This is a genomic window from Microbacterium sp. C7(2022) (assembly GCF_028823665.1).
Taxonomy (GTDB): domain Bacteria; phylum Actinomycetota; class Actinomycetes; order Actinomycetales; family Microbacteriaceae; genus Microbacterium.
Window position 1 is genome coordinate 271,000 of sequence record NZ_JAPEHV010000003.1, and the last position, 13,461, is coordinate 284,460.

Annotated in this window: 11 protein-coding genes; 4 read left to right on the plus strand and 7 right to left on the minus strand. The window is 67.3% G+C overall.

Features of this window, described 5'->3' with window-relative positions:
- Window positions 1-78 precede the first annotated feature (78 nt).
- The gene (locus ON062_RS05500; protein WP_274646123.1) at window positions 79-1,605 is read left to right on the plus strand and encodes a PucR family transcriptional regulator; all 1,527 of its coding nucleotides are present in this window, start codon (window positions 79-81) and stop codon (window positions 1,603-1,605) included.
- A gap of 16 nt (window positions 1,606-1,621) precedes the next feature.
- Here ON062_RS05500 and ON062_RS05505 read toward each other — a convergent pair whose 3' ends face one another.
- Together ON062_RS05505 and ON062_RS05510 are read right to left on the minus strand one after the other, a co-directional pair.
- Entirely contained in the window at window positions 1,622-3,010 is a 1,389-nt protein-coding gene (locus ON062_RS05505; protein ID WP_274646124.1) for an FAD-binding oxidoreductase, read from the minus strand.
- Between the two features lie 95 nt (window positions 3,011-3,105).
- Window positions 3,106-4,584: an XRE family transcriptional regulator gene (locus ON062_RS05510; RefSeq protein WP_274646125.1), complete on the minus strand. Its 1,479-nt coding sequence runs from the start codon at window positions 4,582-4,584 to the stop codon at window positions 3,106-3,108.
- 174 nt (window positions 4,585-4,758) lie between these two features.
- Here ON062_RS05510 and aceB point away from each other — a divergent pair, with 174 nt between their 5' ends.
- The 3 genes from aceB (at window position 4,759) to ON062_RS05525 (ending at window position 9,320) form a co-directional block, all read left to right on the plus strand.
- Window positions 4,759-6,396, plus strand: a complete 1,638-nt coding sequence (aceB, locus tag ON062_RS05515) for a malate synthase A (RefSeq protein WP_274646282.1) — start codon at window positions 4,759-4,761, stop codon at window positions 6,394-6,396.
- 32 nt (window positions 6,397-6,428) lie between these two features.
- Window positions 6,429-8,024 (plus strand): isocitrate lyase, encoded by a 1,596-nt coding sequence (locus ON062_RS05520; protein WP_274646126.1) that lies wholly within the window; start codon window positions 6,429-6,431, stop codon window positions 8,022-8,024.
- A gap of 75 nt (window positions 8,025-8,099) precedes the next feature.
- Window positions 8,100-9,320 carry a pyridoxal phosphate-dependent aminotransferase gene (locus tag ON062_RS05525; RefSeq protein ID WP_274646127.1) on the plus strand — a complete coding sequence of 407 codons (1,221 nt, stop codon included), beginning with the start codon at window positions 8,100-8,102 and terminating at the stop codon, window positions 9,318-9,320.
- 62 nt (window positions 9,321-9,382) lie between these two features.
- Here ON062_RS05525 and ON062_RS05530 read toward each other — a convergent pair whose 3' ends face one another.
- The 5 genes from ON062_RS05530 to ON062_RS05550 all read right to left on the minus strand — a co-directional run bounded on the left by ON062_RS05530 (window position 9,383) and on the right by ON062_RS05550 (window position 13,227).
- Window positions 9,383-10,519 (minus strand): UDP-N-acetylmuramate dehydrogenase, encoded by a 1,137-nt coding sequence (locus ON062_RS05530; protein WP_274646128.1) that lies wholly within the window; start codon window positions 10,517-10,519, stop codon window positions 9,383-9,385.
- Between the two features lie 3 nt (window positions 10,520-10,522).
- On the minus strand, window positions 10,523-10,924 hold the full coding sequence (locus ON062_RS05535; protein WP_274646129.1) for a MaoC/PaaZ C-terminal domain-containing protein: 402 nt from the start codon (window positions 10,922-10,924) through the stop codon (window positions 10,523-10,525).
- Complete coding sequence (locus ON062_RS05540; protein WP_274646130.1) at window positions 10,921-11,370, minus strand: MaoC family dehydratase N-terminal domain-containing protein; 450 nt, start codon at window positions 11,368-11,370, stop codon at window positions 10,921-10,923. The genes ON062_RS05535 and ON062_RS05540 overlap by 4 nt, the downstream gene beginning before the upstream one ends.
- Window positions 11,371-11,431: 61 nt before the next feature.
- Window positions 11,432-12,250 (minus strand): sulfite exporter TauE/SafE family protein, encoded by an 819-nt coding sequence (locus ON062_RS05545; RefSeq protein ID WP_274646131.1) that lies wholly within the window; start codon window positions 12,248-12,250, stop codon window positions 11,432-11,434.
- On the minus strand, window positions 12,247-13,227 hold the full coding sequence (locus tag ON062_RS05550) for a DUF2510 domain-containing protein (RefSeq protein WP_274646132.1): 981 nt from the start codon (window positions 13,225-13,227) through the stop codon (window positions 12,247-12,249). Before ON062_RS05550 ends, ON062_RS05545 begins: the two co-directional genes overlap by 4 nt.
- Window positions 13,228-13,461: the final 234 nt, after the last annotated feature.

Here is a 13,461-nt window from a genome sequence, read left to right on the forward strand (position 1 = left end):
GGATGCCACACGCACCGTCCAGCGAGTACATTATCGGTACACGTTTGTACGTGTCGTACACACTCGCGAGGAGCACCCATGGCCGTCACCGCCGAGACCCCGACATTCCGCGCACTGCTCGCGCGCGGAGACCTGAGGCTGAGGCTGGATGACGACACGGTCGCCGAGCCGAGCGTGCTGGATCGCCCGGTGCGCTGGGTCCACAGCACCGACCTGATCGACCCCACGCCGTTCCTGTCAGACGGTGTCGTTCTCCTCACGACCGGAACTCAGTTTCGGGATGCCGCGACCACCGACGTCTACACCGCATACGTGGCACGACTGCACGGGCGGGGCGTGGTGGGCCTGGGCTTCGGCACCGAGGTCGTGCGCGACGGCATTCCGCCCGGTCTCGTCACAGCGTGCCGCGACATCGGGATGCCACTGTTCGAAGTGCCGTACCGCACGCCATTCATCGCCGTAGCGCGCGCCAACGCCGAGGCGATCGCCGCCGAGTCGTACTCGAGGCGCAGTTGGGCACTCGCCGCGCAGCGCGCCATCGCACTATCGGCGCTGCGGGCAGACGGCCTGGGTGCCACCGTCGCCGAACTCGCCAAGCAGATCGGCACGTGGGTCGGCATGTTCGACGCTGCCGGCGAGCTCTCACGCCAGTATCCGAGCAGCGGACTGGCACCGGAGGTCGCCGATGCGCTGCGCCACGAAGTGATCGGTGTCTTGGGCCGCGGGGCGCGCGCCGGTTCGTCGCTGCGCATCGGCGATACCACATTCTCGCTGCAGACCCTTGGACGCGGCGGGCACCTGCGCGGAGTTATCGCCCTCGCGGCCGGCGACCTGGATCATGAGGGCCGCGGACTCGTGACATCGGTGATCGCGATGGCGGGCCTGGCACTCGAACAGCAACAGGGTCTCAGCCGCGCGCGTGGGTCGCTACGCGCGGGCCTCATGGAGTCGATGCTCGCCGGGGATCCCGCGCTGGCGCGCCGCATCTCACGCGAGATGTGGGGCCCATTGCCCGCGGCGCCGATCGTTGTGGCGCTGACCGAACCGGACGCGGTACGCATCGAGCCGCTGGCCGAAAGACTCGAGTTGCGCGCTGAGGAACGGCGCGGTTCGGTGTTCTTCGGGCGAATCGACGACGGTGTGGCAATCATCACCTCGGCGTCCGATCGCACGGCCCTCGACGAGGTGGTCGACCTCTTCGGAACGCGTCTGGGTGTCTCGGAACCGACGACCTACGATGGCCTCGCCCCGGCGGTCGCGCAGGCGCGACTGGCGCGAGACCGCGGCACCGCCGCCGTGACCGAGTTCGCATCGGTGGCGGGCGGTGGAGTGCTCTCTTCACTCGGCGCGGACGCGCGTGCACTCGCGCGAGCAGAGCTGGCACCACTCACCCGCCACGATGATGAGCACGGCACACAGCTCGTCGAAATGGTGCGGGTGTGGCTCGACAACGATTGCTCCCACGAGGCGTCGGCGCGCGCTCTCGGCGTGCACCGGCACACCGTGCGCACACGCCTGTCGCTGGCCGAAAAGCTGCTGGCGCGCGATCTCACCTCCTTCGCCACGCGCGCCGAACTATGGGCGGCGCTGCGCGCGCTCGACTAGGCGCAGGGATCGCCGCTCAGCGGCCGGCGATCACGTCAGCGACCTTGGCCGGCCACGCCGTGCGGGTCGATGTCGAACGCGCCTCAATCCGGTCAGCGGTGCCGTACGCGGCGTAGATCCCCTGCACGGCGAGCCACCGAAGCGGTTCGACCTCCCACTTCCCGGCGCGGTGGCCCACCCACGGCAGCCGCGTGCGCTGGGTGTCCTCCCCCACGACGAGGTCGGCCAGCGTGCGACCGGCCAGATGCGTAGCCGTGACGCCGGTGCCGACATATCCGCCTGCCCAGCCGAGCCCGGTCGCGGCATCCAGCCCCACGGTCGCCGCCCAATCGCGCGGCACGCCGAGGACTCCCGCCCACGCGTGATCGATCGGCACATCGGCGAGCGCGGGAAAGAAGTCGTGCAGCAGCGCGGTGAGCGACGCGATGGTTCGCGGCTGCGTGACACCATCGGTGTCCACGCGTGAGCCATAGCGGTAAGGCACGCCGCGTCCGCCGAACGCGATGCGGTCATCGGCGGTGCGTTGCGCGTACATGTAGACGTGGGCATGATCGCCAAGAGTCTCGCGGCCGGCCCAGCCGATGGCATCCCACACGGCCTGCGAAATCGGTGCGGTGACGATCATCGACGAGTTCATCGGCAGCCACGTGCGATGCTGCCCCGCAAGGTCGGGGGTAAAGCCCTCGGTCGCGCGCAGCACGTGACGCGCGCGCACCGTCCCGCGATCGGTCACGGCGCGTCGCGGTGCGATCTCGCGAACGTGGGTGTTCTCGTAAATGCGCACGCCCAACCGTTCGACGGCGGCGGCGAGCCCGGCGACGAGCTTCGCCGGGTGGATGCGGGCGCAGTGCGGATGCCACGTGCCGCCGAGCACACCGTCGACGGCGATCCGCGCCGACGCGTCTGCCGCGCTCAGCACCTCGACGTCGGTATGCGGCCACTGCTGCTCACTCGCGGCGGCAGCGCGCATACGAGCAAGCTGCGCGGGGGTACGAGCGATCTCGAACTCGCCGCCCTTGACGATGTCGGCGTCGATCCCCTCGCGCTCGGCGATGGCGATCACTTCGTCGACCGTGTCGTTCAGCGCCCGCTGGTGGGCGATCGCCGCGTCGCGGCCGTGGGTTGCGACGTAGCGGCTTCGTCCACCGGTCACCGAGTTGGTGAGCCACCCGCCGTTGCGGCCGGACGCCCCGAACCCGGCAAAGCGCTGCTCGAGCACGACAACCTCGAGCGCCGGTTGCGCTCGCTTGAGGTAGTACGCCGTCCACAATCCGGTGTAGCCACCGCCAACGATCGCGACGTCGGCGTCGAGCGATCCGGGCAGCGCGCTCCGCGGCTCGGGCGTCCCGCCGAGGCTTCGCCACCACCACGACACGTCGCCGTTCACCGTCTGCTGCACGCTCATTCGCTCATCCTCTCGTGCGCGGGGGTTCTCACCCGCCGACAAGATGTCGCAACTTCCGTCGGCTTCCCTGCAGAGCGTCGCGCGGCGCGCACCTGTCACCGCGGGGCGTGCGCCTCGAGGAACTCGTAGACGTCGGTCGTGTCGACACCGGGGAACGCACCCGTGGGAAGAGTGGCGAGCAACGTGCGCGGAGTGCGCACATTGGGCCACGCGTGGTCACGCCAGGACTGCTCGAGATCGGCGGGGGCGCGCCTGCAGCACACCTCGACCGAGTGCTTCGACACCCCGCGGTTGGGGGTGTCTCGCCCGAGGAACCACTTGGTGTCGTCGAAACGCACCCCCACGCTCACCGAGTGCGCGCCCTCACTGGAGAGCTCGACGCGAGCCGTGCACCAGTACGTGCCGTTGCCGGTGTCGGTGTACTGGTAGTACGGGTTGAAGTGGTCGTCGACGTCGAAGACCACGCGCGAGGTCCACTTGCGGCAGCACATCTGCCCCTCGATCGCGCCGAGCCGATCTGTGGGGAAGTTGACGTCGTCGTTCTCATACGCCTTCGTGATGGTGCCCGACTCGTGGACCTTCAGGAAGTGCACCGGAATGTCCAAGTGACGCGTCGCCAGGTTCGTGAACCGGTGGGCCGCGGTTTCGTACGACACCGAGTACGCATCGCGCAGATCTTCGATCGAAATCGCCCGGTCGGCCTTGGCATCCTGCAGGACCGGCACCGCGTGCGATTCGGGCACCATGAGCGCACCCGTGAGGTAGTTCGTCTCGACGCGCTGGCGCAAGAAGTCCGCATAGCTCGTCGGTTCTTGGTGGCCGAGGATGCGGCTGGAAAGAGCCTGCAGCACGGCCGTCCGAGGATCACCCTTGGATGCGAGCCTGCTCGAGAGGTACAGGCGACCGTTCTTGATATCGGCCACGCTGCGCGTGGTCTGCGGCAGGTCGGGTACGTAGTGCAGGGTGAAGCCCAGGTGCGCGGCGATGTCGCTCGCTGTGCGCTGTGTCAGCGGACCGCCGGGGTGATCGACCGCATCGAGCACCCGCTTGGCGTGCACCTCGAGCTCTTCGAAGTAGTTGTTCTGCGTGCGCATGAGCTTGCGCAACGCCACGTTCGCACGGCGCGCCTCTTCGGGAGTGGCCGCACGCTCGTCGCGCAGGCGCTCGATCTCGCCCTGCAGCGACAGCATGGCCTTCAGCGCGTCCGTCGGCACGGTCTTGGCGATACGGAACGGTTCGATTCCGAGTGCCTGAAACGTCGGTCCCTTCATGGCCCGCTCGACGGCGATCTCGAGCGTGGAGCGCTCATCGAGTGGCGCGGATTCGAGGAGCGCGTCGAGGGAGGAACCCAGGGCACGGGCGATCGCCTGGAGCAGAGTGAGCTTCGGTTCGCGGCGACCGTTCTCGATCATCGACAGCTGGCTGGGCACGCGCCCCACCGCCGCCGCGAGCTCGTCGAGAGTCATACCTCGGTCGGTACGCAGTTGCCGAATCCGTCGGCCGATCGTCAGGGAGTCCACCTCTTCATCGTCGATCAGGTCAGGGAGCGTTTCGCGGCTCAGCGGGGTCGTCATGAGCCGATTCTGTCACGAAAGAAGAATTTTCTGTGATCTTCACACCACATTTTGTCGTGGATGACCTCGAACTTCACGTCACAGTGGATGCATCACCACCGCAGAGGCGCCTCGCCGAAGCATCCGATCACTCACAGACAGGACGCGGACATGACCATCGCAACCGACATGCCGATGCGTACACGCACCGGCCCCATCCCCACCACCCACCAGCCCACGATCGAGATCGTCGGTGCGCTGCGTGAGCGGTACGAAGAGATCCTCACCCCGGATGCCGTCGCCTTCCTCGCCGCGCTGCACGACCGCTTCGCGTCGCGACGCCACGACCGCCTGGCCGACCGCATGCGTCGCCGGTACGAGATCGGCAACGGACGCGACCCGCAGTTCCGCGACGACACCGCGCACATCCGCGAGGACACGTCGTGGCAGGTCGCGGGTGCTGGCCCCGGGCTCCACGACCGTCGCGTCGAGATCACGGGCCCGACAGACCCGAAGATGACGATCAACGCCCTCAACTCCGGGGCCAAGGTGTGGCTCGCCGACCAGGAGGACGCCACCAGTCCCACCTGGAAGAACGTGATCGAAGGCCAGCTGTCGCTGCGCGACGCGATCCGCGGCGAGCTGACGTTCACGAACGAGGCCGGAAAGACCTACGAGGTCACGGCCGAGCAGACGCCCACCATCGTGATGCGACCGCGCGGCTGGCACCTGACTGAGAATCACCTGCAGTACACCGACCGAGCCGGACGCACCATGTCGGCATCCGGATCCCTGACGGATTTCGGTCTGTACTTCTTCCACAACGCCGAGCAGCTCATCGCGAACGGCCGCGGACCCTACTTCTACATCGCCAAGCTCGAATCGAGCGAAGAGGCGAAACTGTGGGACGACGTGTTCTCCTTCAGCGAGGAATACCTCGGGATCGATCACGGTACGATCCGCGCGACGGTGCTCATCGAGACCCTGCCCGCGGCATTCGAGATGGAAGAGATCCTCTTCGAACTGCGCGACCACTGCGCTGGCTTGAACGCGGGCCGCTGGGACTACATCTTCTCGATCATCAAGAACTACCGGGGTCGCGGCGCACGGTTCGTGCTGCCCGACCGCAGCGAGGTCACGATGACCGTGCCGTTTATGCGGGCCTACACCGAGCTGCTCGTGCAGACCTGCCACAAGCGCGGGGCCTTCGCCATCGGCGGGATGAGCGCGTTCATCCCGAACCGGCGCGACCCCGAGGTCACCGCCGCGGCGTTCGAGAAGGTGGCCGCAGACAAGAAGCGTGAAGCCGGCGATGGCTTCGACGGCACGTGGGTGGCGCACCCCGACCTGATCCCGGTGGCTCGCGCCGAGTTCGACGCGGTGCTGGGCGAGCGGCCGAACCAACTCGACCGGCAGCGCCCCGACGTGCGAGTGGGTGCCGCCGACCTGATCGACGTGCACATCGGTCGTCCGGTGACCGCCAAGGGCGTGTACGACAACGTATCGGTGGGCATCCGCTACATCGAGGCGTGGTTGCGGGGCTTGGGCGCCGTCGCCATCGACAACCTCATGGAGGATGCCGCCACCGCCGAGATCTCGCGGAGCCAGATCTGGCAGTGGATCCATCAGGACCGCCACACCGACGACGGCACCGCCATCACCGCAGAGTACGTCGAGGGACTGATCAGCCACCTGCTCGACGAGGTCGACCGCCACGAGGGCGACCGCTTCGATGACGCCGCCGCGGTGTTCCGCGAGGTTGCCCTCGGATGCGAGTTTCCGGCCTTTTTGACCCTGCCGGCGTACTCGCGGTTCCTCACCGAGATCGCCTGACCCACATTCCCTCCCCTCACGAAGGAAAGACAATGACCACCTACCAGGACGACATCGACGCCATCCGGGGCCTCACCGAGCAGCACGGCTCGAGCTGGGCCGGGATCGATCCCGAATCCGTTGCGCGCATGCGGGCGCAGAACCGGTTCCGCACCGGACTCGAGATCGCGCAGTACACGGCCGACATCATGCGGCGCGACATGGAGGAGTACGACGCTGACTCTTCGGTCTACACCCAGTCGCTCGGGGTCTGGCACGGCTTCATCGGGCAGCAGAAGCTCATCTCGATCAAGAAGCACCTGAAGAGCACGAATAAGCGGTACCTCTACCTGTCGGGCTGGATGGTCGCCGCACTCCGGTCGGAGTTCGGACCGCTGCCCGACCAGTCGATGCATGAGAAGACGGCAGTGCCCGCCCTGATCGAGGAGCTGTACACGTTCCTCCGTCAGGCCGACGCCCGCGAACTCGACCTGCTGTTCACGAAGCTCGACGAGGCCCGCACGGCGGGCGATGACACTGCCGTGGACTTCATCCAGTCGCAGATCGACACGTACGAGACACACGTCGTGCCGATCATCGCCGACATCGACGCAGGATTCGGCAACCCCGAAGCGACCTACCTGCTCGCCAAGAAGATGATCGAAGCGGGCGCGTGCGCCATCCAGATCGAGAACCAGGTGTCGGACGAGAAGCAGTGCGGCCACCAGGACGGCAAAGTGACGGTGCCCCACGAGGACTTCATCGCCAAACTCAATGCCGTCCGCTACGCGTTCCTCGAACTCGGCATCGACAACGGCATCATCGTGGCTCGCACCGATTCGCTGGGCGCGGGCCTCACGCAGAAGCTCGCGGTCAGCCGTGAGCCGGGCGACCTCGGTGATCAGTACAACTCGTTCCTCGACGTCGAAGAGGTGGGTACGGACAAGCTCGGTAACGGGGATGTCGTCCTCACGCGCGACGGCACACTCGTGCGACCCAAGCGCCTCGCGAGCAACCTGTACCAGTTCCGTCCCGGAACCGGAGAGGAGCGCGTCGTGCTCGACTGCATCACGTCGCTGCGGCACGGTGCCGATCTGCTGTGGATCGAAACCGAGAAGCCGCACGTCGAGCAGATCGCGGCGATGGTGGATGCGATCCGCGAAGAGATCCCCAACGCGAAGCTGGTCTACAACAACAGCCCGTCGTTCAACTGGACGCTGAGCTTCCGTCAGCAGGCCTACGACGCGCTGGTCGAGCAGGGTGCCGATGTGTCGGCCTACGACCGCGCGGATCTGATGAACGTCGAGTACGACGACACCGAGCTGGCGGCCCTGGCGGACGAGAAGATTCGTACGTTCCAGCGCGACGGCTCGGCGCGTGCGGGCATCTTCCACCACCTGATCACCCTGCCGACGTACCACACGGCCGCATTGTCGACCGACAATCTGGCCAAGGGATACTTCGGCGACGAGGGCATGCTCGCGTACGTGAAGGGTGTGCAGCGCCGCGAGATCCGTGAGGGCATCGCGACGGTGAAGCACCAGAACATGGCCGGCAGCGACATCGGCGACAACCACAAGGAGTACTTCGCCGGCGATGCCGCCCTCAAAGCGGGCGGCCAGCACAACACCATGAACCAGTTCAGCTGACCCGGCTGCACCTGTCCCTGAACGGATGCCTCGACCCACCCGGTCGGGGCATCCGTCGTGTGTACGATTTGACCTGTGACTGAAAGCGCTCCTCACCCCCGCAAGCCCAGAGTCTCCGACAAGCTCAGTGCTATCGCCGAGTCGGCGACCCTCAAGGTCGACGCGAAGGCGAAGGCCCTGCAAGCCGCAGGTCGCCCGGTCATCAGCTATGCCGCCGGCGAGCCCGACTTCGCCACTCCGCAGTTCATCGTCGACGCGGCGGCAGAGGCTCTCACCAACCCCGCGAACTTCCGCTACACCCCCGCCGCGGGTCTTCCGGTGCTGCGCGAGGCGATCGCTGCGAAGACGCTGCGCGACTCGGGCCTCGAGGTCGACCCTTCGCAGATCATCGTCACCAATGGTGGCAAGCAGTCGGTGTACCAGGCCTTCCAGGCAGTGGTGAACCCTGGCGACGAGGTCCTCCTCCCCGCGCCGTACTGGACCACGTACCCCGAAGCGATCGCTCTCGCCGACGGTACGCCGGTCGAGGTTTTCGCCGGCGCCGACCAGGAGTACAAGGTCACCGTCGAGCAGCTCGAGGCGGCACGCACCGACAAGACCACCGTGCTGGTGTTCGTCTCCCCCTCCAACCCCACCGGGTCGGTCTACACCGCCGAAGAGACCAAAGCGATCGGCGAGTGGGCGGTCGAGCACGGCATCTGGATTATCACCGACGAGATCTATCAGAACCTCGTCTACGAAGGCACGCGCGCCGTGTCGATCGTTGAAGCGGTTCCGGATGCCGCGGCCCAGACGATCCTCGTCAATGGCGTGGCGAAGACGTACGCGATGACCGGCTGGCGCGTGGGCTGGATGATCGGCCCGAAGGATGCCATCAAGGTGGCATCCAACCTTCAGTCCCACCTCAGCTCCAACGTGAACAACATCGCGCAGCGTGCCGCGCTGGCAGCGCTCACCGGCCCGCAGGACGAGGTCGAGCAGATGCGCGTCGCGTTCGATCGCCGGCGTCAGCTGATCGTCGCCGAGCTCAACAAGATCGACGGCGTGCACACGCCCAACCCGCTCGGCGCGTTCTACGCGTACCCCGACGTGATGGGCCTTTTGGGTCGCACGTGGCGCGGCAAGACGCCGACGACCTCTCTCGAGCTCGCTGATCTGATCCTCGAAGAGGCAGAGGTCGCTGTGGTTCCCGGCGAGGCGTTCGGCCCGTCCGGCTACCTGCGTCTGTCGTACGCACTTGGCGATGACGCACTGCTCGAAGGCGTACGCCGCATGCAGGAGCTCTTCTCCGCGTAAGGCACGTGGCTGGGGCCTGGGGCCTGGGCACTCGTGCCCGGCCCTGCCGTCGCGCGCGCAGCCTAGAGTTCGACGCCGATGAGTACGGGCTCGGGCTGCAGGAGCAATCCGAACTCGGAGTACACGCGCGACTGGATGAACCGAGCGAGCTCGGCGATCTCGCCCGCGGTCGCCTGACCGCGGTTGGTGAGCGCCAGCGCGTGCTTGGTCGACAGCCCCGCGCGCGAACGCGGCAACTTGAAGGCCTTCGAGATTCCCGAATGCTCGATCAGCCAGGCTGAGCTGACCTTCACGTCAGAGGTCTGCACGGCGGGCTGCGGAACGAAGCCGTCGAAGGACGACAGCGGAATCACGAGGACCGGGTCGAGGTCGGGCGTGACCTGCCAGCGCGGGCACTCGGGCGGGAGCGTGCGCGCGAAGGATTCCGAGACAATGGCGTTCTGGAAGAACGAGCCCGCGCTGTACGTGTCAGGGTCGGCGTCGTCGAGCACCATCCCCTTCGTCGCGCGCGTGGCGAGCACGTGATCGCGGATCCACTGCACGCTCACGGTGTCGTCGGGGCCGAGGCGCAGGGCCGACCGCAACTGCTCCCCCGCGATCGGGCGTTCGGTGTGGCCGACCTGGGCAAGATCCAGCGTGACCGAGAGAATGACGGCGCGACGCTCGGGCACCGACCCGTAGTGATGCTTCAGCACCGACGTGCGAAAACCGAGTCCGAGCTCTGCGGCTGAGACGACCGAGACGTCACCGGTGGATTCGTCGATCAGCTCCACCTCGACGAGGGTCTGCACAATCTCCTGCCCGTAGGCACCGATGTTCTGCACGGGCGCGGCTCCCACTGTCCCGGGAATACCCGACATCGCCTCGATGCCCGCGAGCCCTTCCGCCACGGCATACGCGACCAACGCGTCCCAGTTGTGCCCGGCCTGCACGCGGAGGCGCGCGATCCCGGGGCGCGGGTCGGGCATCCGCTCGATGCCCTCGGTGAGGATTCGCACCACCGTGCCCTCGAATGGCTCGTCGCCGGCGAACAGATTCGACCCGCCACCGAGCACGAACCACTCGTCGCCGGTCGCCCACACATCGTGGAGAGCAGTGACCAACTCGTCACGCGTGGTGGCATCGATCATGCGCTCGGGCGCTGCACCCGTGCGCAGTGTCGTCAGCTCAGCAAGCCGAATCGGCGTGATCTCGCCCACCCGTCAGACCCGCACCCGCACCTGCGCCTTGCCGAGCACCGTGGTGTCGGCGTGAGACACGGTCAGATCCACACGCAGTTCGTCGTCGGAGGCCGCACCGATCTTGGCGACGACAGTGACGTCGGCCCCGGCTTCGGCGTCGACGACGACGGGGCGGGTGAACCGCACCCCGTACTCCAGGATGCGACCGGCGTCGCCGAGCCACGGCACGATGGTCTCGACCGACAGGCCCATAGTCAGCATCCCGTGCGCGAGAACCCCCGGCAGGCCCACGTTCGCCGCGACATCGTCGCGATAGTGGATGGGGTTGAAGTCACCGGATGCTCCGGCATAACGCACGAGCGACTCGCGCGTCAGGTGAACGGTGCGCTCGGCGACGACGTCACCCACGGTCAGCCCGCTCATGCGTCGCCCTCCCCCACCAGCAGGACGGATGTCGCCGTAACGACGTGGCTGCCCGCGGCATCCGTCATCTCTGCTTCACTCGTGACCATGGCGTTGCCTCCGAGAGTGCGGATGCCCGTGACCGACAGTTGGGCGACGAGCTCATCGCCCGCCGTGATCGGTCGCGTGTAGCGGAAACGCTGTTCAGCGTGCAGCACGCGCGAGAGGACGATGCCCGAGTCGGGCTCGGCGAGCAGCTGCTGGAGCGTGAGGTCCTGCAACACCATCGCAAACGTGGGTGGCGCGACGACGTCGTCGTAGCCGAGCGCGCGCGCGGCATCCACATCAAAGTGCTGGGAATCGGTCGCGAAGACGGCCCGCGCGAACTCGCGAACCTTCTCACGACCCACGAGGTAGGGGGCTGTCGGGGGGAATGTCCGGCCGACGAGCTCGGGGTTCACTGGCACGGTGCCATCCTACCCAGCGCTCTCGGCGAGCGCGGCGCGCGCCTCAGGCCCGGTCGTCACCTCAGGCGCGGTCGCGGCGGTCTTTGCGCTGCTGCCGCAGCGTGCGCACGCCCATCTGTACGGCGATGAACACGAGGAAGAGAGCGAACAGCACGTTGGCCGCGAACGGGTCGAGCAGAGTCGCGAACCACGCCCCGAGCGCGGTCGTTGTGCATGCCGCGAGCCCTACGGCGGCCGCGGCGAGCAGATCGACATTGTGCCGGCGGATGTTCGCCACGGTGCCTGAGATCGCCGTCGGGATCATCATCAACAGCGACGTGCCCTTTGCGATGAGGTCGCTGGTTCCGAACAGGAGAATGAGCGCCGGGACGACGATGATGCCGCCACCGACCCCGAGGATGCCGCTCATGATGCCGGTGACGAATCCGACCGCGGCGAGGCCGAGGCCGTTCCACCAATCGAGGTCAAGACCCGCGTCACGCGAAGGGATGACCAGGAACAGGCTGATGATGACAAGCCCGAGGAAGCCGATGAAGAACCAGCGCAGCGTGAGGACGGGAAGACGCGCGAGTAGCCACGCGCCCACTTGCGCGCCGAAGACGGCGGTGGCCGCGAGGATGAGCGCGGGGATCCACGCCACCGAGTCGTGCACGGCGTACGAGATGACGCCGACGGTTGCGGTGGGGACGATCGCAGCGAGCGAGGTGCCGGCTGCGAGCCTCTGATCGAACGCGAGGAGGAGGACCAGCAACGGGACGATGACCGTTCCGCCGCCGACGCCGAACAGGCCCGACAAGAGCCCGGCGAGCAGGCCGATGCCGACGCACGAGAGGAAGAACTTCGTGCCACGGGAGCGCTCGGCGCCTTCGATGCCCGTCATTGCTGATCGATGGTGTCGATCGCCCACGCGTCGCCGGCCGGCACGAGCGTGTACTCGTACTGGTCGAGAAGCTCTACGGGCGGATCTGCGGGGTTTCCCTCACCATCGAAGGCAGACAGATACGTCTCATCGGTCGACACGATGATCGTGCGATCCTCGTCGTCGATATCGGTCACCACCAGCACGTAGTTGCTCGTGGTCGCGTTGAAGTCGGTGACCAGCGCGTTGAAGTCGGTGCAGTTCGTGGCGCCTTGCGTGGCGCGGAACTGTTCGGTCGTCGCCTCGAAGTACGCCTCGCAGTCGGCGGTGTCCCACGCCCGGTCGTACAGTTCGACGACCTCGACGGCTGCGCGCTCCCGGTCCGTGGCGGGTTCGACCGACGACGCGTTGTTCGATGCGGACAGCCCGAAGATGATCAGCGGAATGACGATCGCGGCCGCGATCACGATGCCCAAGAGCACCACGCCGAGGATGACCCACACGATCCATAACTTGGACTTGTTGGGTTCGGTGGCGGCGACGAAGGCGCCGGAGTACTGCTGTTCGGATGCTGCGCCGCCGAGCTGCGCGGGGTCGCCGCCCGGGTATGCGGCGTTGGGGTAACCCGGGTAGGCGGCGTTGGGGTCGCCCGGGTAGGCGGCGTTGGGGTAACCCTGAGCCGGCACTGTCGGCGCCGTCTGGTCGACGGCCGCGACGAAGTCGGTCATGGCGTCGTGCTCGGGTGCCGGCGGCACGGCGTGAGCTGTCGCTGCGGACTGCGCGAGCCCTGGGTCTGCCTCGCCCGGCGCAACGGGCTCGGCTCCCTGAGCGGGGCTTGCCTCTGCGGGCGCTGCCTGCGCGGAGTCCTGCGCGTGCGCTACCTCGGCGGGCGCCGGCTCGGGGTCAGGTGTAGCGACGTGCTCGGTCCATTGGGCGCCGTCCCACCAGCGCAGCGCGCCATGGCCATCGTCATACCAGCCCGGAGGAGTCGTCGCCATGCTGACACCCTATCTGCCACCGGCGCGCGACCCGCGCCGCCCGCCCCGCCGCGCGCCACGGCCATGCCCACCACGCTCCGCCCCCAGAATCTGCGCTTTCATATGACGCGCTTTGCGGCCTCACCTCGAACTCGCCGGCGCGTTGCGCCATATGAGCAGGGCGGCAGCGCGCGGCCTCGCACGAGCGCCGGGTGGTGCGACGGCCGATTCGCAAGACCCCCGAGGTTGTTGCGC

What these genes read in the sequence shown, in the direction of transcription:
- ON062_RS05510 (WP_274646125.1), bottom strand. Translation starts at nt 4,584, where the DNA reads ATGACGACCCCGCTGAGCCGCGAAACGCTCCCTGACCTGATCGACGAT.
- aceB (WP_274646282.1), top strand. Translation starts at nt 4,759, where the DNA reads ATGCGTACACGCACCGGCCCCATCCCCACCACCCACCAGCCCACGATC.
- ON062_RS05550 (WP_274646132.1), bottom strand. Translation starts at nt 13,227, where the DNA reads ATGGCGACGACTCCTCCGGGCTGGTATGACGATGGCCATGGCGCGCTG.
- ON062_RS05500 (WP_274646123.1), top strand. Translation starts at nt 79, where the DNA reads ATGGCCGTCACCGCCGAGACCCCGACATTCCGCGCACTGCTCGCGCGC.
- ON062_RS05535 (WP_274646129.1), bottom strand. Translation starts at nt 10,924, where the DNA reads ATGAGCGGGCTGACCGTGGGTGACGTCGTCGCCGAGCGCACCGTTCAC.
- ON062_RS05505 (WP_274646124.1), bottom strand. Translation starts at nt 3,010, where the DNA reads ATGAGCGTGCAGCAGACGGTGAACGGCGACGTGTCGTGGTGGTGGCGA.
- ON062_RS05520 (WP_274646126.1), top strand. Translation starts at nt 6,429, where the DNA reads ATGACCACCTACCAGGACGACATCGACGCCATCCGGGGCCTCACCGAG.
- ON062_RS05545 (WP_274646131.1), bottom strand. Translation starts at nt 12,250, where the DNA reads ATGACGGGCATCGAAGGCGCCGAGCGCTCCCGTGGCACGAAGTTCTTC.